Below are 25,228 nucleotides of genomic sequence, written 5' to 3'. Positions count from 1 at the left end.
TCATTTGAAATGTCAGGTCTTCGCCTTGTTTTTAGCGTAGCCTGCGCTCCCGAAGAAACCTGATATTCTAAAGTGTACGAGAGCTATTTTCCTATTTCAAGTAGCAAAAGACTGGCGCGATCTTTTCCCTTCCCTTCAGCTTTTCTGTTCATTGATGCTTCGGCGAAGCCGGCCGCCTCTCTACAAAGGAACACCCTTGGCTGTACAATAAGGAAAATCTGACGATCGCCGGAGGGACGAACCATGCCGAACGAGACGAACATGCCCCAGTTGGCTGGGGACAAAAACGCCGAACGGGCGCGCATGGGAACGACCCCGGAGTTGCGGTTGATCTTCCAGTTCTCCGCGCCGGCCATGATGGGTTTTCTGTCCAACGCCCTGTACAACATCGTCGACCGAATGTTCATCGGCCACTGGGTGGGCTCTCCCGGCCTGGCGGCCCTGTCGGTCGCGTTTCCCATCGCCCTGTTTCAGGGCGCCTTGGCCACGCTGATCTGCGCGGGCGGCACGTCCCTTCTGTCCCGAAAGCTCGGTGCCGGCGACTTGGAAGAAGCAAAGCAGGCCATGGGCAACATGATGACCCTCTCGGCCGCGACCACGCTCCTTTTGTGTTTTGGCATAGAGTTTTTCCTCGACCCGGTCGTGAAGCTCTGCGGCGCCACGCCCGACATCTTGGACCTGTCCAAGACGTACCTGCGGATCGTCCTTTGGGGCATGGCGCTCCAGTTCGGGACAATCGTCCAGAACGAGACCATCCGGGCCTTGGGACGCCCGCGGCGGGCGATGGAGTCGGTGATCATCGGCACGATGAGCAACGTGGCTCTGGACTGGCTGTTCATCGCCGTCTTCAACTGGGGCGTCGCCGGCGCCGCCGTCGCGACGGTTATCGGCCAGGGACTGTCCCTCGCGTGGGTATCGATTGACCTGTGGGGCAAGCGTGCCCCGATGAACCTCGAGCCGTCCTGCTGGCGGATCCGCTGGGCCATGGTCCGGCAGATCGCCGCCGTCGGGTTTTCTCCCTTCATTGGCACGCTGTTTTTCAGCATCCTGATGGTGCTGTTCAATTTGGTTCTCTCCGAGTACGGCGGCTCGCTGGCCCTGTCCGCCCAAGGAATTTTCTTCTCGCTGGACAGCCTGCTGTTCCTGCCGGTCATGGGACTCGGCGACGGCGTTCTGCCGCTGGTCGGCTTCAACTACGGCGCGGGGAACCTGCGGCGGGTCAAGCGGCTGGTGTCCATCGCCCTCTGGTCGTCGGGAATTTTTCTGACAGTCACCACGGTCATCACCGAAATTTGGGCCGAGAGCATGGTAGCCATGTTCTCTTCCGGCAACCCAGCTCTGACGGCCGCGGCCGCTCGGGCGATGCGGATCGGCTATTCGGCCATGCCTCTGGCGGCCGTCTCCATCACCGCGTCCTACGTCCTTCAGGGACTGGGGAGGGCAAAAGAGTCGCTGATCCTCACCCTAGGACGTCAGCTGATCATTCTGCCGCCGGTGCTGATTTTGCCGCGCTTTTTGGGCACCGACGGGCTGTGGGTCAGCTTTCCAATCACCGATATTCTCGGCGGCGTGATCGCCGCTTGGCTGCTTCATGGCGAATCAAAGCGCTGGGTCGAGCCTGCTCCTCGACCTGCCTCACAGGAGGAATGACGTTGAAGTTTTCTACCTTTTTAACCGCCTGCGCCGCCGCGGTCCTCTTTGCCGGGCCAGGCCTGTCGTCGCCCAGAAAGGATCCGGGAGACTCTCCGACTCCGCCCGTTTCGGTTTCCGAGGCGGCGAAGGCGTTCCGCGACGAAAAATTCGACGTGGCGTTTGATCTGTTCAAGAAACTGGCGGAGCAAAATGACCGGGCCGCGTGGGCCGCGCTCGGATACATGTACGACAAGGGGCTTGGAACGGGGAAAAAACCGGACGAAGCGGCGAAATGGTACAAAAAGGCGGCCCACGCGGGCAGCGCGGAGGCGGCCTACAACCTGTCGATCATGTTCCGGGCCGATCCGGCCCGGGATCCGGATAAGACGTGGCGGACGTACCTCAAAAAAAGCGCCGATGGGGGTATCGAGCGGGCCGCGCGGGACCTGTACGAGCTGTACAAGTCGGAAAACCGCCTGCTGGACGCTGAGGCGACGTTCCAAAGCGCCCTGAAACAGAAGATGGCTTGGGCTATGCTCCAGCGGGCGTTGGAAATTTACGATCGAACGGACAAGGCCTCCCGGGACGAGTACGCCCGCCTGATCGCCGCCGCCGCCGAAAAGGGCGACAACACGGCCCGGTACCTTCTGGCAGCAGACGCTGAAGAGCGGGGCGACACGGCTCAGGCCGAGACGCTGTACAAGCAGGCCGCCGACGAAGGCTCGCTGCCCTCGCTCATGGCGCTGGGGATTTTGAAGATGCAGAAGGACGCGCGCGCCGAGGGGCTTCGGCTGCTGAGCCAAGCGGCTGCCGGCGGGTACACGCCGGCGAAGAAGTTCCTCGCCCAGATCTACGAAAACGGGGGCGGCATGGGATTCACCCCTGAGCCGAAGAAAGCGTTCCAGCTTTACACGTCGGCAGCAACCTCGGGCGACAGCGAGGCGTACATCGACTTGGGCCGGCTGTACGAAACCGGCGTCGGAGTTGAGAAAAACAAGGCCAAAGCGGCCGAGATGTACAAGAAAGCGGCTTCTTTCGGGCTGCCTGAAGGAATGTACAACATGGGCCGAATCGCCATCATCGGCAAGGGCGTCGCCCAAGACCGCAAGGCCGGAGTCCAATGGCTTGAAAAAGCCGCCGCGGCTGGCAGCACAAACGCCCAACGGGACCTAGGGGTTCTCTGCGCTCGGGGTGACTGGGTTCCCAAGAACTTGGCGAAGGCGAAAAAACTGCTGAAGGAAGCATCCGCCTCTGGGGATACCGAGGCAACCCTCGCTTTGGCTAAGATCCTGATGGACGAAGGGGACAAGTCGTCCAACCAAGCCGTGGCCCTTTTAAAGGGCGCCGCGGGAGACGGCAGCGCGCAGGCCCAGCTTCTTCTCGGCCAGCTGTTCGAGTCGTCGTCCACCGGCAGCGATGACTCGATGGATCAGGCTCTCGTCTGGTACAAAAAGGCGGCCGCACAGGACTACCCGCCGGCCCTGTGCGCCTTGGCCCTCTTTTATCTGGAAAACCACGAGCACGCCGACCCGGCGGTCATTCAAAATCTCCTGACCAGATCCGCCCGCCTGGGGTACGCACCCGCCGGGTACAAGCTGAGCCAGTTCATTCAGCAGGGAGTGTTCGGCGAGCCCGACATGGAAAAGGCGTGGAAAGCCTGCAAAGCCTCCGCTCAGGCCGGAAACTCGGCAGCCCAGTGCCTGCTCGGAACCATGTACTTGGAAGGCGCCGGCGGACGGCGTCCCGATCCGGCTCAAGCGTTCGAGTGGTATTCCAAGGCCGCGGAAAGCGGCAACACCGTGGCGCAGTGCAACTTGGCGAAGCTGTATGCCACCGGCACGGGAACCGCCATGGACCTGAAAACCGCCGCCGAATGGTACCAGCGGGCGGCCTCCGGAGGCTCGCCGCAGGGCCAGTACAACTTGGGCCGAATGCTCCTCATCGGGCTGGGACAGTGGAAGAACGTCCCCGAGGCTCTCAAGCTGCTCCAGTCCGCGGCCGACCAGAGCTACGCGCCGGCGCTCAATCAGCTGGGCGTTCTCTACAGCCAAGGCGCCGAAGGCCTGCCCCATCAGCCGGAGAAGGCTTTGGAGTACTTCCTCCCGGCGGCGTCTCAGGGCTACCGCATCGCCCAGTACAATCTCGGCGTGCTGTGCGCCTCCGGCGACTTAGGTGATAAGAACAAGGCCGCCCGCCGGTGGTTCCGCAAAGCGATGAATCAGGACCACCCCGAAGCGGCCCGTCAGCTGGGCGTACTGTACGAGCACGGACTTGGCGGCCTAGTTAACCTGCCTCTGGCCCTTTTGTGCTATCAGATCGCCCAGCGGCTCGGCAGCGCCGGCGCAGCCGACGACGTTCGGCGGCTGGAAGGGAGCGTGCCGACGGCCGATCGGCTGTATAAAATGCCAGAAGACGGAGGCTCCTTCGAGCCCTCAGAAGACGAGGTCCAGCAAGACGAACCCGACCTGCCGAACGAAACGGGGGAGGATTCGCCCGCCCCTTCAAAGTGAGCTCCCGCCCTCTGAATGATATAATCGAAGCCGAACGCGGTATTTAAACCGAGTATCAAAAAGGGAGATGAGGGTGTGAAGAAGCTCGCGGCGCTATTTTTCCTGACGGCTTTGGCGGTTCCGGCATTTGCCGCCGATTTCCCCACGTCAACGATTCGTTTCAGCCACAATCAGCCCGTCGGCAGCCCGGAGGACATGGGCGCTCAGAAGTTCAAAGAGCTGGTTGAGAAGGGGTCGGGCGGAGCGATCACGGTCGAGATTTTCCCTCACGGACAGATGGGGTCCATGCGGGAACAGACCGAGATGGTTCAGATGGGCACCCTGGAAATGTCCCTTCAGCCGTCAGCCGTGCTGACCCCGTTCGTCGAAGAGCTGAAGCTGATCGACTTCCCGTTCCTGTGGCCCAGCAACGAGGCCCTGTATCGGGTCATGGACGGCCCGGTGGGACAGGAGCTCTTCGACTGCGCGCTGGACAAAGGGTTCCACGTGGCCGGGCTGTGGTCTGGCGGCTTCAAGCAGTTCACCACCAAGAAAATTAAGATCGAGCACCCGAGCGACTTCAAGGGGCTCAAGATGCGCGTCATGCCCAGCCCGCTGCTGATCGCCCAGTACAAGTCCTGGGGCGCCAACCCGGTGCCGATCGAGTACGCCGAGCTCTACAACGCGCTCCAGCAGGACATCGTCGACGGAGAGGAAAACCCGATTCAGTCCATCGCCCTCAACAAGTTCTACGAGGTCCAGGGCCACCTGATCCTGAGCAACCACGGGTTCTTCCCCTACATTCTGGTCACCAACCGGGCGTGGTTCGACGGCCTAGACGACACGACGCGGAAGCTGGTCGTCGACGCCGAGCGTCAGGCCAGAGACTATGAGCGAGCTCTCCAGAAGGAGACGGAAAACGGCTACCTAGACATGATCCGCCAAAAGAGCAACATCGAAATTTCGTCCCTGTCGGAAGAGGGCCGCAAGGAGTTTGCCGAGGCCAGCCGAGCCGTTCACAGCGAGTTCGCCTCTACGCCTAAGCAGAAAGAGCTCTTGGAGAAGATCTACGCCGCGCTGGAAGAGAAATAACCTCTCGTTCGTATGGCCCCCGGCTTCGCCTGGGGGCCTTTTCTTAAACCTTTAAAGGAACGGTGAGATCGCGTTATGTCGTTTTTGGAACGGTTTGAACGGCTTTTCTGCTCCTTGGCGCTGCTCGTCACGGCTCTCGTCCTGTTCATCAACGTGGCGCTCCGGTACCTGTTCAACAGCAGCACGAGCTGGGCTGAAGAGCTCATTCGCTACCTGATGGTCTGGATAACCTTTATCGGCGCGTCGCTCTGCGTCCGGCAAAGCGCCCATATCCGAATGGACTTTCTGCTGGGACGCTTTTCCGAGCGGACGAAAAGAGCGGTCGGCCGGGTCGTCTTCGGCCTGTCGGCCCTTTTCTGCCTCGCGCTGACGTGGTACGGCGTTCGGCTCACCGCGTTCAGCTACCGAATGGGACAGACGTCTCCTGCGCTGGGAATTCCGATTTGGGCTGTTTACCTGTGCGTCCCGGTCGGCAGCTTCATGGCGGCGTGGCAGTTCGCCCGGCTCGCGCTGGGCCTTCGGGAGGACCGAGCATGACCGCGTTCCTGATGCCCCTGCTCATCACGGCCCTTCTCGGCAGCGTGCCGATCTTCGTCGCGCTGGGCGGCGCCGTGCTGTGCAGCATGCTCCTTTTTACGCCTCTTGACCCGATGGTGCTCGTCCAGCGGGCGTTCGCCGGCATCGACAAGTTCGCCCTCATGTCCATGCCCTTTTTCATCTTCGCAGCCAACGTGATGGACCGGGGCGGCCTGTCGACCCGAATCCTGAAATGGACGAAAAGCCTCGTCGGCGCCCGGTCCGGCGGTCTGGCCTACACGACCCAGTTCACCTGCATGGTGTTCGGTTCGCTCTGCGGCTCGAGCCCGGCAACCGTGGTCGCCATGGGCCGGCTTCTCTACCCGGAACTGAGAGCCGAAGGGTACGGCCAGTCGTTCGCCGCCGGCCTCGTGACGTCCGCCGGATCGGTGTCGCTGATCATCCCGCCGTCGATCACCCTGATCATGTACGCGGCCGTCACCGGCGTCTCGGTGGGCAGCCTCTTCATGGCCGGAATCAGCGCCGGGATCGTCTACGGGCTGGCCAACGTCGTCTACATTTGGTTTTACCTGCGCCGCCACCCGGCCAAGACGTCCGCCCCGTCGACGTGGGCTCAGGTGTGGCGTCAGACCGTCGAGTCGGCTTGGTCGCTGCTGACGCCGGTCATCATTCTGGGCGGCATTTACTGCGGCGTGTTCACCCCGACGGAAGCGGCCGGTGTCTCGGTCGTCTACTGTCTGTTCGTCGGCATGTTCATCTACCGGGAGATCAACCTCAAGGACCTGATGGACGTGTGTCTCCGCTCGGCAGTGACCTGCGCCCAGGTGCTGATTCTGGTGGCAATGGCTCAGAGCTTCGGCTGGTTTTTGACCGTGGCGCGGATTCCCCAGACCGTCACGGCGGCGGTCATCTCCAGCGTCAAGTCGCCGCTGGTCTTCATCGCGCTGGTGAACGCCATTCTGCTGATCGTCGGCATGTTCATGGAAGGGCTGGCGGCGATCGTCATCCTCGGACCGCTCTTTTTTACCATCGGCACGTCCTTGGGCATCGACCCGCTCCACCTGGGCATCATCATGGTTTCCAACTTGGCCCTTGGGAACTTCACCCCCCCGTTCGGCCTGAACCTGTTCGTGGCCAGCTCGGTCACCGGCCTGTCGCTGAGCGAGGTCATCGGCGCGTCGGCCAAGTTCATTCTGGTGGCCATTGGCGGCCTGCTGGTCATCTCCTACTGCCCGCCGCTTTCCACGTTCTTGGCCGGCTGGGTCTACGGCTCCTGATATGAACGCCGGACTTCAATTCGCCCGCCGGCTGGTGGAAGAGGTCGCCCAAATCGGCCGAACCGATCAGGGCGTGACCCGGCTGGGCTTTTCGCCTGCCGACCGGCAGGCCCGGGAGCTCTTAATCGAACGAATGACGTCCGTCGGCGCGTCGGTCCGCGCCGACTCGGTAGGGAACCTGTGGTTCAGCCTGCCGGGGACGAACCCAAACCACCCGGGGATCCTGATGGGCTCTCACCTCGACTCGGTCCCTCAGGGCGGCGACTTCGACGGCGTGCTGGGCGTGGCATGCGCCGCGGCCGTGATGGACCAAGCGTCGCGCCGCGAGCCTTTAACGAGGTCGCTGAACTGCGTCGTCTTCGCCTGCGAGGAGTCAAGCCGATTTCGGCTCTCCTGCGTCGGCAGCCGGGCCGTGGCCGGCCAGCTGTCCCTGTCCCAGATGATTCGCTTTAAGGACTCGGGCGGCGTCTCCCTGCTGAACGCCATTCGCGGCTTTGGCTGCGAGCCGGTGACGCTCGACAGGGATCTGCTCGTCCCCGGCTCGTACGAAGCGTTTTTAGAGCTGCACATCGAGCAGGGCCCCGCCCTCGACTCGTCAGACGACCAGCTGGGCGTGGTGGAGGCCATCGCCGCGCCGACCCGATTTTCCGTCACGATTTTCGGCCGAGCGGACCACTCGGGAGCGTGCCCGATGGAGCTTCGGCACGACGCTCTGGCCGCCGCTTCGGAGGTCGTTCTGGTGGTGGAGCGGGTCGGCCGGGCCTATTCGCCGCGCCGAGTCGTCGCCGCCGTGACAACCTGCCGGGTGTTTCCCAACGCCATCAACGTGGTGCCGGGACGGGTCGAACTGGCCGTCGACCTGCGGGGGATCGACCGGCGGGCCATCGACGAGGCCTATCAGGCGATCGTTCAGGAAATCGACCGGGTCGCGGGCGAGCGGCAGATCCGAATCGACCGGGAGCTTCTCGGCTCGTCCGAGCCGGTCGTCTTGGACGCCCTGCTGGTTCACCGGCTGAAGGCGTTCGCCCAGAACAAAGGCTACAAGGTCCGCGTCATGCCCAGCGGCGCGGGACACGATTCGATGTACGTGGCCCCGCTCATTCCGACGGCGATGATCTTCGTCCCCTGCCGGGACGGCCGAAGCCACTGTCCGGAAGAATCGATCGACTGGGACCGGGTCGAGCCGGGCTACGACGTCCTCGAGTCGGCTGCCCTGACGCTGGCCGCCAGACCGTAACGAAAGACAAAAGAAGCGGCGCGGGAGTTTGAGAACTCCCGCGCCGCTTCTTTTGCGCCTATTCGCTCGGATAAGCGACGACCCACGGCTGGAGCCGCTCGTGGGGCTCCATGACGAAGATGTCGTACCACGTGTGAAAGAACTTCTCCAAGTGCTCCACCACAAAGCCGTCCTGACAGTGGTCGGCCGTGTCGTGCGGGTCAACCAAGATCAGGACGTCGTCGGCCAAAGTTTCGGTTCCCATGGTGTCGTACCCCACGATCAGGCGCCAGTGACCGCCCCAGTCGATGTTCTCCACCATCATCGGCCAGTTGTGGCGCAGACACCACCGACAGAACCGGGAAAAGTGCCGTTCCGACGGGAATGACGCGTAGGGCGACAGAAGCCACGGCCGCGTCAGCTCCTCGGCATCGAACGGCTTCGTGTACTCCACGTTGCTGGACACTTTCCAGCCCAAATCCAGAAAGAACCTCGCCAGGTCGCTCACCGGCACGGGCCGCCGGGTCTCCGGCGGCAAGCCGTGATACGACGCCATGACGTCGGCGATCTCCAGTTCCTCCCAGTCGGACCGGCCGAAGTGCTCCAGTACCATGAGAGCCACTGCCGACGCGCAGCTGTACGGCCGGGTCTGCTGGTACGTCCGAAAGCGCGGCAGAATGGTCAACCGATCCGTGCTGACCGCGTTGAAAAAGTCCAGATGACAGAAGTACGGCGACCCCTCGGCGTCGCCCGCCCCCGGATCGGCCGCCGCGTCCGACTCAAGCCGGTACCCTTCGGGAACTGGAATATGCCGCTGCTCGTCAGCCCAGTTTTCCACCCTCGTCGCCTCTTTCCGTCCAGAAAGCTTCACTCGTCCCCGCGTCGGCAGGCCCCGTACCCTATCAGAGCCGCCACGAGGACGGCGGCGAGCAGGCCGCCCATGACGCGCTCGCCGCGCCAAAAAGCGTCGGCAACCGCCAGCGCCAAGACGACCAGCGCCACCCGGCGATACCATCGGCGCGCCGTGCTTTCGCCGCGCCGGCCGCTTTTTATTTCCTCTCCCTGCCCGTCAAAATCGGTCATCCTTTTCTCCTTTGCCGCCGGCCTTTCGCCTCAAGGCCCGGCCGAACGCTCCCTATTATAGCGAACCGTCGTCCCCGAGCGCCTCACTCTTTCTGAGCCGGGCCGTCGTACTCGTCAATCACCAGCGCCAAGTAAAGCTCCAGCATGGCGCGGAAGTCCCGGGTCTTTCGGCCGGTCAGCCGCTCGATCTTCTCCTGCCGGTACAGCAGCGTGTTGCGGTGCACCGCCAAGCGCTTGGACGCGTCAACCAACGAAAAACCGCTGTCGCACCAGACCCGCACCGTGTTTTTCAGGTCCTCCCAGTCGGACTGAGCCCGAAGGGGCGACGTGATCGGCGCGGCAAACCGGGAGCGGTTGCGCCGGTCGACTAGCGACAAAAGCTCTTCGATGCGGAACTCGTTGATCCGATACACCCCCGGGCCGCGGCGGAGCTTTTTGCCCATCGCCAGAGCCCGGCCGGCGTCCCGGTACGACTGGGCCACAGCCCGAATCCCCCGAGCCGGGTTGCCGAACCCTATGGCTATCTTATGTCCGCGGCTTCCCAGCCGATCTACAAGCTGACGCCCTCGGTTCACCGCTTCCTCGATGGCTTCCTCGTCCGGCTCGGACCCCAGCGGCCAGAAGACCGCGAACCGACCGGCCACCGTGCCGGTGCACAGGGCCCGCCGGTCGCCGAACGCCGCCCGAATCTCGACCAACACGTCAGCCTTGAGACGATAAATCTCCTGCTCGGCGACCTCCCGCCCCATGCCGGTCGCGCCGGCGGCGATGCGCCCCAGCTGGTACAGCTCGGCCGACAGCGGCAGGTAATACCACCGCGCGTCGATGCCGTACGACCCAGCCCGGGCGGCCAACGCTTCCTCGTCCCCGTCTCCCTTGGCGAACGAGACCATTTCCTGCACCAGATCCTGTAGGGAACTCTCCCGGTTCACCGTCAGGGCGAACCGCTCCTGCTCCCGCAGGAGAATTTCTATCTGCTTTCGCACGATCAAGGCGAACGGCTGAACCGCCTCCGGCTCGCCGGTAATCGCCATGGTCCCTACCACCGTTCCGTTGAGCGAGGCGATCGGGTGCGTCACCCCCGGCAGCGTGCCGGACATCGTTGCAGCCACTTCGGCGCTGGTGGCCGACGAATGGCCGGTCCGAATGACCTCGTCGGACGCCTCGTGGTGGCAGCCAAGGCGTTCCGCACGACTCGCGCCGATAATGATCCCTTTCATATCGGTAATGATGACGTCATACCCTACGATTCCAGCTGTCGACCGTGCTATTTCCTGTGCACAGCCAGACAGGACTTTCTCGCTCTCGCTTTTCCAACTGGCCACAGCAGCGCCCTCCCCTTTCGATAGGCCTTTAAAATACAGCGTTTTATTTTCTATCTCAAAAGATTTTGCAGTTTTTTTAATAGTATCCCCCGAGGGGGAACTGGGCAAGAGTCACTTTTTTGTGCAAAAAATACATTTTTCAGCGGAGCTTTTACTGCACTTCTGTTTCTTTAGACCGATGAAGCATCGCTCACCTTTTTTTATACTAGTCAAAACGCAGAAGAAATGTTGCGTAAGCTGTTTATTTTCATTCTTATAAGTTATAAGAAGGAGGCGCGAGACATGAGACTGGAACTTCGGAAGGCTAAGATCTCCGGTCTGCAGTGGGGGAGCCCGACGCGCGTCGAAGACCACGTCCTGTACGTGGACAAGGCCGCGCTGCTCGAAGCTCTTGCCGACGATCGGATTACGAAGTGGGACGCCGATCTGGCCCGTCCCGGCGAATCGGTCCGGATTATTCCTGTCAAGGACGTGATCGAACCGCGGGTCAAGCTGGAGGGCGGAGAAAGCTATTACGCTTCGGTGATCGGGCCAAATGAAACGGTCGGGAACGGCGTCACTCTCGCTCTGGACGGCGCAGCCGTCGTGACGGTCGGTCCCATCATGGCGTTCCAGGAGGGCTTCATCGACATGACCGGCCCGGCGGCCAAGTTCAGCCCGTTCGCCGGACTGTACAACGTGGTCCTGCTGGCCGCGCCGGTCGAAAACCTCGAAAAGCACCAGTATGAGGAAGCCATGCGGGTCGCCGGACTGAAGGCGGCCGAGTGGATCGCCGAGCAGTGCAAGGGCGCGGCGGTGGACGAGACAGAGGTGTACGAGAAGGGCACAGTGGCCGAAGAGCTAGCCAAGTACCCGGATCTTCCGCCGGTCGTTCACCTGTGCATGTGCATCACTCAAGGGCTGCTGCACGACACCTACGTGTACGGCGTGGACCTGAAGCACTGCCTGCCGACGCTGCTCCACCCGAACGAGGTGCTGGACGGCGCCATGGTGTCGGGCAACTGCGTGTCCGCCTGCGACAAGACGACGACGTGGCACCACGTTCACGACCCGGTGATCTCCCAGCTGTACAAGGCTCACGGCAAGACGATCAACTTCTTGGGCATGATCCCCACTCAGGAGTCGGTCGTTCTGGCCGGCAAGGAGCGGGCCTCGTCCTTTAACGCCCGCTTGGCCAAGGAGCTGGGCGCCAAGGGCGTCATCATCACCGAGGAAGGCTACGGCAACCCTGACACGGACCTGTGCATGAACGTGGACAAATGCGAGGCTCTGGGCATGCGCACGGTGGTCATCGCCGACGAGGCGTCGGGAACCGACGGCGCGAGCCAAGGCCTGGCCGACGCGACGCCCAACCTGACGGCGTTCGTCTCCTGCGGCAACGTGAACGAGATGATCGAAGTTCCGGCCATGGACAAGGTCATCGGCTACATCGAGTCGATCGCCCACGTTTCCGGCGGCGCGGCCGAAAGCCTGCGTCCCGACGGATCCATGTACGTGGAGCTTCAGTCGATCATCGCCTCCACCGTGGAGACGGGCTACAACAGATCCGGTTCTCTGTGGGTCTAAGGGCGAAGCGAGGAGGTTTCAGCCATGACATTCCGTATCGTCCACTATATTAACCAGTTCTACGCCGGCATCGGCGGAGAGGAAATGGCGCACGTCGCCCCCGAGTTCCGCCAGGGCAAGGTCGGCCCCGGCGCGGCCCTTCAGGCCGCCTTCGGCGCCGAAGCCGAGATCGTCGGCACGGTGATCTGCGGCGACAACTACTTTAACGAGCACAACGACGAGGCAAAGGCGACGATCCTCAAGATGGTCTCCGACTGCAAGCCCGACGCCCTCGTGGCGGGCCCCGGCTTCTTCGCCGGCCGTTACGGCATGGCCTGCGGCGATGTCTGCGTGACCGTGAAGGAAAAACTGGGCATCCCGGCCGTCACGGCCCTGTACCCGGAAAACCCCGGCGCCGAGTCGTTCAGCAAACAGGTGTACATCGTCAAGGCCGCCGACAGCGCCCGGGGCATGAAGGAAGCCGCCCAGGGCATCGCCCGGTTGACCCTCAAGCTGCTCAAGAAAGAGACTCTCGGCCCGGCCGCCGAAGAAGGGTACATCCATCAGGGCCGCCGCCGGGTGTTCTTCCACGAGAAGAACGGCGCCACCCGCGGGCTTGAAATGCTTCTGGCGAAAATCGAAGGCCGGCCGTTCCAGACCGAGTACGAGATGCCCACGTTCAAGAAGATCCCGCCCTGCCCGCCGGTCAAAGACATTACCAAGGCGACGATCGCCCTCATCACCTCCGGCGGCATCGTCCCGAAGGGCAACCCGGACAAGATCCGCGTGTCCTCCGCCGAGAGCTTCGGCCGGTACGATATTTCCGGCTTGGACGACCTGACGAGCGAGAACTACGAGTCCATTCACGGCGGCTACGACACCGTCTGGGCCAACGCCGACCCGGACGTGGTCCTTCCGCTCGACGTGATGAGAGAGCTGGAAAAAGAGGGCAAGATCGGCAAGCTGTACAAGTACGTGTACTGCACCACCGGCACCGGCACGGCCGTCGCCTGGGCTGAGAAGTTCGGGCAGGAGATCGGCCCGGAGCTGAAAGCCGCAGGGGTCGACGCCGCCATTCTGACCTCCACCTGAGGATCCTGCACTCGATGCGGCGCATCGATGTCACGCGAAATCGAAAAGGCAGCAGGGATCCCGGTGGTTCAGATCGCCACGATCGTCCCGATTATGAAGACCGTCGGCAGCAACCGAATCGTCCCCGGCATCGCCATTCCTCACCCGGTAGGCTCGCCGGAAATCAGCCCGGAAGCCGACAAGAAGACCCGTCGCCGTCTGCTTGAAAAAGCACTCGAAGCGATGACGACGCCGATCTCGCAACAGACGATTTTTAAAGCGTAACGCCTCAAGCCCAACCGGAAGCGGGGCCAGCCCCCTTCGGCTCCGCTTCCTTCTCCTCCCTCTGAAAGGACTGAAACGCCGTGATCCTGATTCTTACAAACAACCCGGACGCCGCGGAGGCCGCGCTTGCCCCGACGGAGCTGGTAAAAGGCACCCCGCTGGACGTGCTGACCCGGGCTCGCGAACTGATCGATCAGGGATACTTCCTCGTCACAGCCCCACTGGCGGCCAACAACCGGCTCAACAGAAGCCCGTACCGGTCGGTGATCCTGTCCCGGGAAAAGAGCTGGTCGGGAGACGACGCGGCGCTGCTTGACATGGGCATCAGCCATATGGCTCTTCAGGGCTTTTCAGCCGTGAAGGACGCCGATTCGGACTACCGCTGGATGGACCTTTCCCACCTGAAGACGGCGCTCGAAGAGTCGGCGGCGTTGGGCGAGCGGTAGGCTTGAAAGGCTTTTTTCTATCCTCGACTTGTGAAAATATCCACATCTAGCTTCAGAAAGACAGAAAAACGTCGCTTCACGCGCTTCTTTCCCGCCATTTCGCTCTGGTTGGCCTAGACCGACGGGGCGAACAATCGATTTCACAGAAAGGATGTTTTGCATGTCGGACACCAAGCGAGAAAGTTGGGGCAGTCGAATTGGTTTCATCTTCGCCGCGGCAGGATTTGCCATCGGCTTAGGAAACATCTGGCGCTTCCCGTATCTGGTCGGGACGTACGGCGGCGGCGCGTTCGTTCTGGTATACGTGATCATCTGCGCGTTGATCGGTTGGCCTCTGCTCACCGCCGAGTTCGCCCTCGGCCGGCGGACTAAGCTCACGCCGATCCTCGCGATGCGCAAGCTGGAAGGCGGCAAACCGACCCTGTGGTCACTGATCGGCTGGGTTGGCTGCATCGCCTGCGTGATCCTGTTGTCGTACTATCTGGTCATCATCGGCTGGATGGTTCGCTACTCCGTTCTGGCCGTGTGCGGCAAGTTCACCGGCGTTCAGCCTGCCGACACGAAGGCGATTTTCAACGCCTTCATGGCTAACCCGCTGGAGCTGGCGTTCTACACCCTGATCGTCATCGCCGTGTTGGGCATCACCATCGCCCGCGGGCTGAAAAAAGGCGTCGAGGCGGTCTGCACGTGGCTGCTCCCGATTCTGGCCGTCCTGATCGTCATTTTGGCGATCCGCTCGCTCACCATGACGCCGCAGGTCGAAGGCGGACGCACGGCGCTTGACGCCATCAAGTGGTACCTGACGCCCGACTTCTCCAAGCTGTCCGGCAAGGCTATTCTTGCCGCTCTGGGTCAGTCGTTCTTCTCCATCGGTATCGGCATTGCCACGGCCATCGTCTACGGATCGTACCTGCACGACGACAGCGATATTCCGCAGGACAGCATTATGATCATCACCTTGGATACCGGCTTCGCCCTTCTGGCCGGCGTCGTCATTTTCCCCGCCCTCTTCTGCTACGGCATGGACGTGGGCAGCGGCCCGAGCCTTCTGATGGAAACCATGCCGGTGATCTTCGGCCAGATGGCCGGCGGCACCCTGTGGGGCGCCCTGTTCTTCTTCCTCGTCGCCGTCGCCGGCTTTACCTCGGCGATCGGCTACCTTGAGGCCCCTGTGGCGAGCTTTGCCGAGTATTTCCACGTGGACCGCAAGAAGATGACCTGGATCGTTTTGGCGATCATCTTCGTCCTGTCGATCCCGTCGATCCTCTCCCAGAGCGTCTGGGGCGGCGTGAAGCTGCACGGCAAGATCATTTTCGACTTCGCCGACTGGCTGTCCGGCGACATCATGATGCCGGTTGACGCGCTGCTGATCTCCCTGTACGTGGCGTTCGTCTGGAAGTTCCGCGAATACCAGCTGGAAGCCAACCAGGGCGCGAAGACGTTCGCCCGGGTGCCGAGCATCCTTCAGCCTTGGATGTACGTCCTGCCCTTCGTGCTGGCGTTCATCCTCTACCGGGGCATCTAAGGCGCTGCAAAAAAAAGGCCGAACCGCGTCCTGCGGTTCGGCCTTTTTATATTGATTACCGGTCCGTCAGCCGGGCCAGCTGGTCCGTCTTTTCGGCGAAGACGGCCAGAGCGCGGTCGACCGCGTCCCGCTCCATGTCCACGCCGGCGCGGCGGAGAAGCGTTACCGGGTCGGCGCTGCAGCCGCCGCGAAGTAGGGTGAAGTAGTCTTCCGCCCCATGAGGGTCGTGAAGGATCCGATCAGCCAAGGCGACGGCGGCGGCCATGCCTGTGGCGTACTGGTACACGTAGAAGCTGCCGTAAAAATGAGGGATACGGCTCCACTCGACCGACAGGCCCTCGGTGCTCCCGACTTCCGCGCCGTAGTAGGCCGTGTTCAGTTCCGTCCAGATTGAGCCCAGCAGTTCGGGCGTGAGGGCCTGACCGGCCGCGTCGGCGTCGTGGGCCCGCTCCTCGAACTCGGCGAACAGCGCTTGACGGTAGATCGTCTGGCGCATGGCTTCCAGCTGGTTGGACAGCAGGAAGACCTGCTCGGACGGGTCGGACGTGCGAGCCAGCATGTGCTCGCACAGCAGCGTCTCGTTGACCGTGCTGGCCACTTCGGCCACGAAGATGACGTAATCGGAGTAGACCTGCGGCTGACTTTTGTGGGAGAACCAGCTGTGCATCGAGTGGCCCGCCTCGTGGGCCAAGGTGCTCACGTCCCGGAAAGTTCCGCCGTAGTTGAGCAGCATGAACGGGTGGCAGCCCCAGCTGCCCCAGCTGTACGCGCCGCTTCGCTTACCCTTGTTCTCGTACCGGTCGATCCACCGGTCGGTCAGGGCGGTGTGCAGCGCCGCGCCGTACTCGGGCCCAAGGGGCGCCAGAGCCTCTTCGACGAGGCTGACCGCCTGATCGAAGCTCCACTCTCTGGCGAGCGTCCCCTCGACCGGCGCGTACAGGTCCCACATCCGAATCGGCTCGACGCCCAGCAGGCGCTTTTTCAGGCTCACGTACCCGGCGAGCGCCGGCAGGCCGCGATGAACCGCGTCAATCAGTCCCCGGTAGACCGTCACCGGGACTTCTGAGTCGAACAGCGCCGCTTCCAGCGGGCTTTTGTACCGCCGGAGCCGGGCAAAGACCCGATCGGACTTGACGTGAGACCCGTAAGCCGCCGCCAAGGCGTTGCCGTACTTGGCGAAGGTGCCGTGCAGGCCGGTGAACGCCGCCTGGCGGACGGACCGCGACGGCGACTGAATGTACCGGCCGTAGCTTTCTTGGGTGAGCGCGGCCGTCCGGCCTTCCTCGTCCTGAACCGAAGGGAACGTCAAGTCCGCGTCGGTCAGCTGGGAAAAAATTTCTTCCGGGCCGCCGGCCACCTCGCCCATCGCCGCCAGAATGGCCTCCTGCTCGGACGGCAGGACGTGGCTTTCCGCCCGCCAGAGCCGGAGGAACGACAGCCGATAGACCGACAGCTCGGGCTCGTCCAGCCACCGTTCGACCTGCTCTCTAGGAGCGGCCAGCATCTCGGGTTCGAGGAACGAAGTGGCCTCGGCGGCCCGGACAGCCAACGCGGTCGCCTTCTGGGACAGGTCCTTCCCTTTCGGGTCCGACATGTCCTCGTGGCTGCGGCAATGAGCGTACTGGTACACCCGGGCCAGCAGGCCGTCCATTTCCTCTTCCAGCTTCAGCGTCTCAAGCAGCGATCGGGACGACTCCATCACCCGGCCACGCCGGGCCGCCAGCTCTTTTGAAAGCTCTTCGACCCGGGCGGCCGCTTTTTCCCAGTCGGCCGGAGCCGCAAACAGGTCTTCCAGCCGCCAACAAAATTCCTGCGGCACGTCGCTTCGCCGGTCAAACGCCGGCGCGATCTTCTTTTTGCTATCCTCCATACGTCTCGCCTCCCCGGGCGGCACGGCCGCCCGACGGGTTTCATCATGCCAGCCGCGGGGGGCCCTGTCAATCTGGGTGAAACTGCCGGGCTGAGGCCTGAGTGTGGTAAGATAAAAAAAAGCACCGCAGGGCGGCGCTCTCTCTGGCCTGAAAAGCTTTTCCGCCTGAACGCGATGCCAAAGGAGACATAAAACACATGGCCAATAAAGCAGGAGACCCCGAAAAAACTTCCCCAAATCAGCAGTCAAACGTCTCGACGTGGCTTTACGCCGCCGCTGCCGTCGTCATCACAGTCCTAGTCATATACTTTATCTGCTCCGTCGTGATCAAGCTGGCGACGAGCCGTCTGGTGCGGACAATCGTTCTGGTTCTTTTGCTGTGCTTCTTCGCTTGGTGGGTCTGGGGCGTCTACCAAAAGTCAAAGGACGGCTCCGCCGATTCGTAGCCCCTCTCGGCCGGTTTTGTTCCGACCGCTCGGCTCTTCGGACAAAAAAGCGCCTTCGCCCGCTGGGCGAAGGCGCTTTATTTTAGTCTGCCTGAACCGTTAAAACAGGTCGACCACAACCGTTCCGACCAGCACGCCGACGACTCCGACCCACTGCCTGACGCTCAGTCGGTCGCCGAACAGCAGGCGGGCCAACAGGACGGCCCACAGGGGCGTGGTGGCTCCCAGAGCCGACGCGACGGCGGCCGAAACGGTCCTCATCGCCAGGTTGACCAGATAATTGCCCAGTCCCAGCGAGCAGACGCCGGACGTCACGAGCAAGGCGGCGTCCGCGGGCCTGACCGGCTCGGCCCTAACCTGCCGACGCCCTAAAACTAGCCACAGAGACGTCGTCACCGCTCCGACTACCAGCGACTTCCAGAAGATCAGGGCCGTTGATGTGATCACCCCCGTCGCCATGGCCAGCCGGCTGGTCGCCAAGCTCACTCCGGACATGGCAGCACAGGTCAGGGCGCAGATGAACCCGCGGCGAGAAAAACCGACGGCTCCCTGAGTTCTCAAGAACCACAGCCCGGCGATCACTAGGGCCGTGCCGACGGCCGTCCCGACCGTGACCCGCTCGCCCATGAAGAGGAACGCCGCCAGACCGGCGAATATCGGATAGGTGGAGGACACCGCAGCCGCCAGCCCGGGGCCTAAATCCCGAACAGCCACCACGTAGAGCCACTCGCCGCCGCCCATGCTGAGAATCGTGACGGCCACGGAGAACCACAGCTCCCACCGCGACAGAAGGAGCGGGGAATCGGTCAACAGGGCCGAGACGACGCCGAAGAGCACAAATCCCGCGCCCCGAAGGGCCACCATGGCCAAAGACGGCAGCCGGGACTGACACGCCCGGAACACCAGCGGAGACGAAGCCCATATCAGCGCCGCCATCAAGCAATACGACAGGTTCAACGAAGACACGCCCGTCCCCTCCTAATTCTCCGCCGTCGGGGCGAAGCCGATACGTTCAATATATCACGGCTCGGGCGATGAACCGGCCCTGAGCGTCCAAGCCGCCGTTGATAGTTTTCGATATTGTTCATTGACTTTCGCCGAGGGGCGGCCCGTTGACGGCGGCCAAACCGTCCTTTATGCTGGCACTATCCCAAAGGAACCAGAGGAGACGTGCCATGGAACTTCACGAAAAGGACGTTATCAGCGCGATTTTAGGTCGGCGGAGCTGCCGAGCCTTTGACGGGGCTCCCGTCTCGGAAGAGGAGATTCAGACCCTTCTTGCCTGCGGCTGTGCGGCCCCCAGCGCGAAGAACCTGAAAAGCTGTCATTTCGTCACGGTGGAGGACAAACCGACCCTAACGGCCCTTCAGGAGGCCTACGGCCCGGGAATTGCCGTGGCCGACGCCTCTTTGGCCGTGGCGGTCTGCGTCGACGTGCCGGACTACGAGAGCCGATCCGGGTTCCGGGACGGCACGTGGATGGAAGACGGCGCGGCGGCCATGCAGAACCTGCTTCTGGCGGCCCGCGCGCTCGGGCTTGAGGGCGTCTGGCTTCAGGTTGCCAACCGGTCGCCCCGGGAAGAGCGAATAACGCCGATTCTCCGGCTCCCCGACGGCGTCCGAGTGCTGGCGGTAGCCGTTTTAGGGCGCTGCGCGGCCGGGAAAGCCCGGACCGGCGCCGACGAGTCGCGGGTTCACCGCGGCCCCGGAAGCTGGATTAAAGGGTAATTCCCGCCGGCCTAAGAAACCCGCGAAGGACCTGACAGAAGGCACGTTATCCACAGAAATCTTGTGGATAACGTGCCTTTGCTGTGGATATTTCTCCTCGTTCCTCGGTAAAACGCTTGGCTGCGGGACCCATTTTCCAGCCCGATGTGAATAACTTCTCCCCGTCAGCTCCCGTCAGTTCTTCCGGCCCCAACCGAGCCCCAGCTCAGCCATGACGCGGATCCCCAGCGGAATGACCTCCGGATCGACCCGAAATTCGGGGCTGTGGTGCGGGTGCTTCGTCCCCATGCCCAAGAAGCAGAAGTTGGCCGGGATCTTTTGGCCGTAGTAGCTGAAGTCCTCCGAGCCGAGGATAATCGGCGTCTCACTCAAGCGATCGCCCAGCCCGGCGTCGGTCAGGCAGGAGACGAAGAACCGGCAGGCGTCCGGGTCGTTGACCGTCACAGGGTAAATCGGCGTCCACTTCAGCTGAACCTTGCAGCGGTACGCTTCCGCTAAGCCGTTCAAGATCCGGCGGAACTTCTCTTCCATCGCTTCCCGCAGCTCCCGGGTCGTGGTCCTCACGTTGCCGGCCATGAAGCAGTCCTGCGGGATAATATTGATCGCCGTGCCGCCGTTCAGACGGCCGATGCTCACGACCGCCGCTTCCCGTGGGTCAATCTCCCGGCTCACGATGGACTGAAGCGCGCCGATCATCGCGCCGGCTGCCACAGTCGGGTCAATTGCCGTCTGCGGCTCGCTGCCGTGGCCGCCCTTGCCCGTGACCGTGACCTCCCAGATATCGGCCGACGCCATGATCGCGCCGCTCCGCCAGCCGATCGTCCCCATCGGCAGGAGCGCCCAGACGTGAAGCCCGAAGATCGCGCTCACGCCGTCCAGCGCGCCGGCCTGGATCATCGGGACCGCGCCCGACTCGTATCCCGACTCCTCCGCCGGCTGGAAAATCAGCCGGACGCTGCCGGTCAGGTCATGCCTCATGCTTTGAAGAACCGCCGCGGCGCCGGTCAGGATTGACGTGTGAGCGTCGTGGCCGCAGGCGTGCATGACGCCGTCCCGCTCGGACGGGTACGGGACGCCGGAGTTTTCCCTCACCGGCAGAGCGTCGATATCGGCCCGCAGGGCCACCACCGGGCCGGGACGCTCCCCGTCAATCTGAGCAATCAGCCCTGTACCAGCCTTGCCGACGCCCCGACGGAGAATCCGAATCCCCAAGGCGTTCATCTGAGCGCACAGCCTGTCGGTTGTCTCGACCTCCCCCCACGACAGCTCAGGGTGACGGTGCAAATGACAGAACAGCTCCTTTGCGCTGACCGCCGCCTTGTCGATGACGTTCTGACTGATCATTCCGCCGCCTCCTTACATGAACCGAACGAGGAATCCCGCCAAGATAACCGACGCGATCGTGACCGACACGAAGCCCGAGATGAGCATTTTGGGCAACAGAGCGGACAGGATCATCGCCTTTTCTTCCTCGGTCTTTCCCTCTTCGCTGGCCACCTCGTGAGCCACGATGTACGTGGCCGGGAAGCCGAACAGACACGGCACGCCGAGCGCCACGGTCAGCGCCATCGACTGGCCCGTCAGCCGGCTCATCGGCCATGAGATGGCCACGATGCCGGCCACGGCGGCGGCAAACGCCACGACGATCGGGACGATGAGGTGCGCCACCATCGCCGGCGTGGCCTTGTCAAGGCTCATGAAGATCGGGACCATGATGACGAACAGGAGCAGCCCGCCAGCGTTCGCCCGGTCCATCACCTTCGGCTCCACGATGCCCAGCTCGCGGCACAGGATCCCGGCCAAAAGCGCCATCACGAACGGGTGCACGACCCCGCCGGTCAGTCCGGCCAGCTTCACGGCAGCCCACGCGACGGAGAACGTAATTGCCATCAGGATATTGGGCGTCTGAAGCGGCTTGGGCAAGGGCGGCACGAGTCGACGGACCGCGGCGGCCTCGCTCGTCTCCTCAACCGGCATGGCGCCGGACGCCTTGAGCCGGCGGGCCTCCCGAATCAAGCACCAGGACGCGATCGGAATGCCGACGAAATTTTGAAGCACCAGAAGCATGGTGAGGAACACGCTGATCACCTCAAGGCCCTTCGCCTTGGCCGCCTCGCTCATGATGAGGGTCGCCACGACGCCGCCCGATACCGGGCCGGCGGCAGCCAGGGCGTATTCCCGGCCGATGATCGGAGCCGCCAAGAAGTACAGGGCCGCGGCAGCCGCGCAGATGGCCGCCAGCGCGATAATCACCGTCTTCCACTGGGCGACCAGCTCCTTCAGGTTCATCAGGCTGCCCATGTGAACCATCAGGACGGAGATGAACGCCATGGCCACAGGGATCAGCTGGGAGTCCTGAAACAGCGTTTTTGGAAGGCCCACCCAGAACCCGACCATGAAAATAATCCCGGACACGAAGATCATGGAACAGACCGCCCGGGTCTTGTGGGAGACGTAGTCTCCCGCCGCGTAAATGATCCCGATAATCGCCATGGCGCTGAGCGCTGACATAAGACGCACTTCCTTTCAAATTTTTGTTTTCTCTATCTGCCCCGTGCCGCGGACACGCTGACAGCCCACATAAAAAAGAGACCGCTTCCCGTAGGAAGCGGTCTCTTAAGAGCGCGACTCATCAAACGTCGGTCTCAGGAGAGAGTCCCACGGTATGACAGCCGTACCAAAAATAAAAGGAACCACAGAAAACTGTCATTAACCCGGAACCCCTTTCTGAATAGTCTTTCGTTTCCGATACTTTGACACAGTAAAGGCCGTTTGTCAAGGCCGACCGCATTTTTATCCCAGGCCAGCCGGATGAACCGGCCGGCCGCTTGAGCCGGCTGAAAGCAAGGGAAGAAACGTATGTTCACTTCGCCTCTCCCATGTACAATGATGACATCTCTTGAGTCACCCGATCTGCGGCGAAAGGAGGCGCTTTTGTGAATTTCGACTGGCTGGCTGATCTGTCGCTGCTCGCGGTCCAGTTTTACACTCTATTGTCGATTGTCATCCGAGTCGCGAGCCTTCTGTCAATTCCGCTGCGGCACCCGCCGGCTGTGGCAACCGCGTGGCTTTTAGTCATTCTCCTGTGGCCGTGGCCCGGGTTTCTCGCCTACGCCCTGTTGGGAAGCCGAATGCTCCCGGCCGTCAGACTCCAGCGCCACAGGCGAATGGCTCAGCACCTGCAGGACATCCGGCAGCAGCTGTCCCACGGCCGCCGCCGGGCACCTCAGCTGCCGCCGACGCTTCAGCTCACCGTCCGACTGGCCGAGTCGCTGGGGAACATGGGGATCACGTCGGGCAACCTGTGCCGGTATCTGGACACCAGCGAGTCGTTTTTCTCCCATCTGGTGAGCCTAATCGACGGCGCCAAGCAGGAAGTCAACATGATCTTCTACATCTTCTCCGACGTTGGGCCGGGCCGGGCCGTCGTCTCCGCTCTCGGGCGGGCCGCCGCCCGGGGCGTGACCTGCCGGCTCATCGTGGACAGCGTCGGCTCGTCCGAGTTCATCCGAAGCGGCGGGGTCAGCCGGCTGAAAGAGCTGGGCGTCCAGGTCCGCGAAGCCCTGCCGGTGCGGCTGTTCCGGCGGAAAGCCGAACGGTACGACCTGCGCAACCACCGCAAGCTGGTTATCGTCGACCGACGCTACGCCGTGACCGGCTCCCACAACCTGTGCGACCCGACATTCGGCCGGCGAGGACTCGTCTGGCAGGACTTGAGCGTCACAGTCGAGGGCCCGGTGGTCCACCAGCTGGAGTACGTCTTTCTGGAGGACTGGCACGTTGAAACCGGCGAGCTCCTCGACGTGTCCCACCTGCTGGCTGCGCCGGAGACGCCGGGGAACTGGTCGCTCCAGACCGTCCCGAGCGGCCCGTCGTACGACACGGAGAACTACCTCATGTTGGTGCTGTCGGCCATCATGGGAGCGCGCCGTCAGGTAACCATCACGACGCCGTACTTGATCCCGACGGTCAGCCTGATTCAGGCCATGCAGACGGCCTCGCGCCGAGGGGTCCGGATTCGGCTGCTCGTCCCGGCGAAGACCGATCACTTTATCGTTGGAAACGCGGCGAAGGCCTATTACAGCGACCTTTTGGCCGCAGGTGTGAAGATTTTCCTGTACCACGGCGGCATGCTTCACGCCAAGACTATCACGGTGGACGACGATCTGGCGTTCGTCGGCAGCAGCAACTTTGACACCCGGTCGTTCGCGCTCAACTTTGAAATCAGTTTGGTGCTCTACGGCACCCAAGAGGCCCATTCGCTGCTGCACATTCAGAACCGCTATCTGCGCTCCTGCGTCCCTCTGAACCCTCGCCGGTGGTCGCTGCGGGGACGTCCCGCCCGGGCCGTTCAAGCGCTCACCCGGCTGCTCAGCCCTCTTCTATAGCCCTCAAAAAGGAGAGCGATCCGATGAAAAAGTTCTTTGCCGCGCTGTGCGCCATCGCCGCGGCCTGCGTCTTCCAGCCGCTGCCGGCCGAGGCCTTCAGCTTGGGCACGTTCAACATCGAGTACTTCGCCGTGACGGGGCAGAAGCGCTACACGCCGGAAGACTGCGCCCATCTGGCTCAAACGATTCAAGACAGCCGAGCCGACCTGCTGTCGCTGCAGGAAATCGAAGGCGACGGCGCGATGACCTACTTGGTCGCCCGCCACCTGCCGGGCTGGCGGTTTGCGGGCAACGACACGGCGAGCAGCCAAGACCTGTACTTTCTCTGGAAGGACTCGGCAGTTCAAATGCTGTCAGGCCCGGACGTCTACTTCGCCAACGCGTCGTTTCAGCACGACGGCTCGACGTTTCGGCTCTTCGACCGGCCGCCGCTGGTCGCGACCTTTAAGGACAAGGCGAGCGGCTTTCAGTTCACGCTGGTGAACGTCCACCTGAAAAGCCAGAGCACCCGGGGCAAGAGCGACGTCGTATCGGCCAAGGCGTACAACGACGCCAAGCGGGCTGCCCAGCTGGAAGCGCTGGACCGGTTGGTCTCGTCGCTCAACGGTCCGATCTTTATCACCGGCGACTTCAATTACGAGTCGCCGAAGACGGCCTTTCGCCTGCTGACCCTGCCCGACGGCCTGTACAGCTACGACGCGACCCGCTCGTCGCTGGACCATATCGGCTACGCCAGCCTGACGTTCTCCCGCCCGCCGGCTCTTCGAGAGGCCGAGTCGTCGATTCCCCGCCGCTCGCCGGGCCGAAGCCAGCACCCGGATCACGACATCGTGCTGTTGGACTTCATTTTGGCCGGCGGAGCCAAGAAGTAAAAAAACCGCAAACGCCCGGAGCTGCTTTTCTGCGGCGCCGGGCGTTTTTTATCCGCGGCAGGACGGGTGAATCACCCTTGACGCGCTGAAGCGATCCGAGTATCGTAAAATTACAAAGAAACCTCGCTGGGTGATCGGGAAGTCCGGTAAAAAGCCGGCGCGGACCCGCCACTGTATGCTTGACTGCGGAACAGCAAACCACTGGAAGTTTTCCGGGAAGGTGTTCCAAAGAGCGATAGCAAGCCAGGAGACCGGCCTAGCGAGGCGCGCAAAAATCCCCGCGTGGACTCGGAGCGATTTCTGACTTGCGTCTTCGTCCTTACTGACGACAGGCGCTGTCGTTGACGTATTCGGCCGTCCCGCTGGGACGGCCTTTTTTGTCGGCAACACAATCTTTCGTGA

The 25,228-nt window shown here is 62.6% G+C and carries 21 protein-coding genes and 1 riboswitch; of the genes, 14 read left to right on the top strand and 7 right to left on the bottom strand.

The window, feature by feature from the left end; genetic code table 11:
- Positions 1–243 precede the first annotated feature (243 nt).
- The 6 genes from HMPREF1249_RS00605 (at position 244) to HMPREF1249_RS00580 (ending at position 8,264) form a co-directional block, all read left to right on the top strand.
- Positions 244–1,650 (top strand): MATE family efflux transporter, encoded by a 1,407-nt coding sequence (locus HMPREF1249_RS00605; protein ID WP_008522287.1) that lies wholly within the window; start codon positions 244–246, stop codon positions 1,648–1,650.
- The gene (locus tag HMPREF1249_RS00600; RefSeq protein ID WP_039872991.1) at positions 1,647–4,142 is read left to right on the top strand and encodes a tetratricopeptide repeat protein; all 2,496 of its coding nucleotides are present in this window, start codon (positions 1,647–1,649) and stop codon (positions 4,140–4,142) included. Before HMPREF1249_RS00605 ends, HMPREF1249_RS00600 begins: the two co-directional genes overlap by 4 nt.
- Before the next feature lie 75 nt (positions 4,143–4,217).
- Positions 4,218–5,213 carry a TRAP transporter substrate-binding protein gene (locus HMPREF1249_RS00595; protein WP_021775650.1) on the top strand — a complete coding sequence of 332 codons (996 nt, stop codon included), beginning with the start codon at positions 4,218–4,220 and terminating at the stop codon, positions 5,211–5,213.
- A 75-nt stretch (positions 5,214–5,288) separates the two neighbouring features.
- Positions 5,289–5,750: a TRAP transporter small permease gene (locus tag HMPREF1249_RS00590; protein ID WP_008519949.1), complete on the top strand. Its 462-nt coding sequence runs from the start codon at positions 5,289–5,291 to the stop codon at positions 5,748–5,750.
- The gene (locus HMPREF1249_RS00585; RefSeq protein WP_021775649.1) at positions 5,747–7,027 is read left to right on the top strand and encodes a TRAP transporter large permease; all 1,281 of its coding nucleotides are present in this window, start codon (positions 5,747–5,749) and stop codon (positions 7,025–7,027) included. The genes HMPREF1249_RS00590 and HMPREF1249_RS00585 overlap by 4 nt, the downstream gene beginning before the upstream one ends.
- Before the next feature lies 1 nt (position 7,028).
- On the top strand, positions 7,029–8,264 hold the full coding sequence (locus tag HMPREF1249_RS00580) for a Zn-dependent hydrolase (protein WP_008519945.1): 1,236 nt from the start codon (positions 7,029–7,031) through the stop codon (positions 8,262–8,264).
- A gap of 58 nt (positions 8,265–8,322) precedes the next feature.
- Here HMPREF1249_RS00580 and HMPREF1249_RS00575 read toward each other — a convergent pair whose 3' ends face one another.
- The 3 genes from HMPREF1249_RS00575 to HMPREF1249_RS00565 all read right to left on the bottom strand — a co-directional run bounded on the left by HMPREF1249_RS00575 (position 8,323) and on the right by HMPREF1249_RS00565 (position 10,651).
- Complete coding sequence (locus HMPREF1249_RS00575) at positions 8,323–9,081, bottom strand: papain-like cysteine protease family protein (RefSeq protein WP_008522283.1); 759 nt, start codon at positions 9,079–9,081, stop codon at positions 8,323–8,325.
- 29 nt (positions 9,082–9,110) lie between these two features.
- The gene (locus tag HMPREF1249_RS00570) at positions 9,111–9,326 is read right to left on the bottom strand and encodes a hypothetical protein (RefSeq protein WP_008519942.1); all 216 of its coding nucleotides are present in this window, start codon (positions 9,324–9,326) and stop codon (positions 9,111–9,113) included.
- Between the two features lie 83 nt (positions 9,327–9,409).
- Positions 9,410–10,651 (bottom strand): CdaR family transcriptional regulator, encoded by a 1,242-nt coding sequence (locus HMPREF1249_RS00565; RefSeq protein WP_021775645.1) that lies wholly within the window; start codon positions 10,649–10,651, stop codon positions 9,410–9,412.
- Between the two features lie 282 nt (positions 10,652–10,933).
- Between HMPREF1249_RS00565 and HMPREF1249_RS00560 the strand changes: the two genes are divergently transcribed.
- The 4 genes from HMPREF1249_RS00560 (at position 10,934) to HMPREF1249_RS00540 (ending at position 15,523) form a co-directional block, all read left to right on the top strand.
- On the top strand, positions 10,934–12,217 hold the full coding sequence (locus tag HMPREF1249_RS00560; protein WP_008522280.1) for a glycine/sarcosine/betaine reductase component B subunit: 1,284 nt from the start codon (positions 10,934–10,936) through the stop codon (positions 12,215–12,217).
- 24 nt (positions 12,218–12,241) lie between these two features.
- Positions 12,242–13,552 (top strand): glycine/betaine/sarcosine/D-proline family reductase selenoprotein B, encoded by a 1,311-nt coding sequence (locus tag HMPREF1249_RS00555; RefSeq protein WP_021775637.1) that lies wholly within the window; start codon positions 12,242–12,244, stop codon positions 13,550–13,552.
- A gap of 80 nt (positions 13,553–13,632) precedes the next feature.
- Positions 13,633–13,998: a GrdX family protein gene (locus HMPREF1249_RS00545; protein WP_008519932.1), complete on the top strand. Its 366-nt coding sequence runs from the start codon at positions 13,633–13,635 to the stop codon at positions 13,996–13,998.
- A gap of 160 nt (positions 13,999–14,158) precedes the next feature.
- Positions 14,159–15,523, top strand: coding sequence for a sodium-dependent transporter (locus tag HMPREF1249_RS00540; protein ID WP_008522274.1), 1,365 nt, complete (start codon positions 14,159–14,161; stop codon positions 15,521–15,523).
- 55 nt (positions 15,524–15,578) lie between these two features.
- Here HMPREF1249_RS00540 and pepF read toward each other — a convergent pair whose 3' ends face one another.
- The gene (gene pepF / locus HMPREF1249_RS00535) at positions 15,579–17,393 is read right to left on the bottom strand and encodes an oligoendopeptidase F (RefSeq protein ID WP_008522271.1); all 1,815 of its coding nucleotides are present in this window, start codon (positions 17,391–17,393) and stop codon (positions 15,579–15,581) included.
- A 197-nt stretch (positions 17,394–17,590) separates the two neighbouring features.
- Here pepF and HMPREF1249_RS00530 point away from each other — a divergent pair, with 197 nt between their 5' ends.
- On the top strand, positions 17,591–17,839 hold the full coding sequence (locus HMPREF1249_RS00530) for a hypothetical protein (RefSeq protein ID WP_008519926.1): 249 nt from the start codon (positions 17,591–17,593) through the stop codon (positions 17,837–17,839).
- 99 nt (positions 17,840–17,938) lie between these two features.
- Here HMPREF1249_RS00530 and HMPREF1249_RS00525 read toward each other — a convergent pair whose 3' ends face one another.
- The gene (locus HMPREF1249_RS00525; RefSeq protein WP_021775654.1) at positions 17,939–18,805 is read right to left on the bottom strand and encodes a DMT family transporter; all 867 of its coding nucleotides are present in this window, start codon (positions 18,803–18,805) and stop codon (positions 17,939–17,941) included.
- Between the two features lie 209 nt (positions 18,806–19,014).
- On the opposite strand from HMPREF1249_RS00525, the gene HMPREF1249_RS00520 reads away from it, so the two are divergent.
- Complete coding sequence (locus HMPREF1249_RS00520) at positions 19,015–19,566, top strand: nitroreductase family protein (RefSeq protein WP_008522267.1); 552 nt, start codon at positions 19,015–19,017, stop codon at positions 19,564–19,566.
- 174 nt (positions 19,567–19,740) lie between these two features.
- Here HMPREF1249_RS00520 and HMPREF1249_RS00515 read toward each other — a convergent pair whose 3' ends face one another.
- Positions 19,741–20,910, bottom strand: a complete 1,170-nt coding sequence (locus tag HMPREF1249_RS00515) for a M20 metallopeptidase family protein (RefSeq protein ID WP_008519917.1) — start codon at positions 20,908–20,910, stop codon at positions 19,741–19,743.
- A gap of 12 nt (positions 20,911–20,922) precedes the next feature.
- Positions 20,923–22,077, bottom strand: coding sequence for a hypothetical protein (locus HMPREF1249_RS00510; RefSeq protein WP_008519914.1), 1,155 nt, complete (start codon positions 22,075–22,077; stop codon positions 20,923–20,925).
- Positions 22,078–22,502: 425 nt separating this feature from the next.
- On the opposite strand from HMPREF1249_RS00510, the gene cls reads away from it, so the two are divergent.
- Positions 22,503–23,954, top strand: coding sequence for a cardiolipin synthase (gene cls, locus HMPREF1249_RS00505; RefSeq protein ID WP_008519910.1), 1,452 nt, complete (start codon positions 22,503–22,505; stop codon positions 23,952–23,954).
- Between the two features lie 23 nt (positions 23,955–23,977).
- The gene (locus HMPREF1249_RS00500) at positions 23,978–24,826 is read left to right on the top strand and encodes an endonuclease/exonuclease/phosphatase family protein (protein ID WP_021775657.1); all 849 of its coding nucleotides are present in this window, start codon (positions 23,978–23,980) and stop codon (positions 24,824–24,826) included.
- 111 nt (positions 24,827–24,937) lie between these two features.
- Positions 24,938–25,100: riboswitch (cobalamin riboswitch) on the top strand.
- Positions 25,101–25,228: the final 128 nt, after the last annotated feature.

Origin of the sequence: Jonquetella sp. BV3C21, assembly GCF_000468895.1 — a bacterium.
Classification (GTDB): domain Bacteria; phylum Synergistota; class Synergistia; order Synergistales; family Dethiosulfovibrionaceae; genus Jonquetella; species Jonquetella anthropi.
Note: the sequence above shows the minus strand (reverse complement) of the source record. Positions and strands in the feature narration are given on the sequence as shown.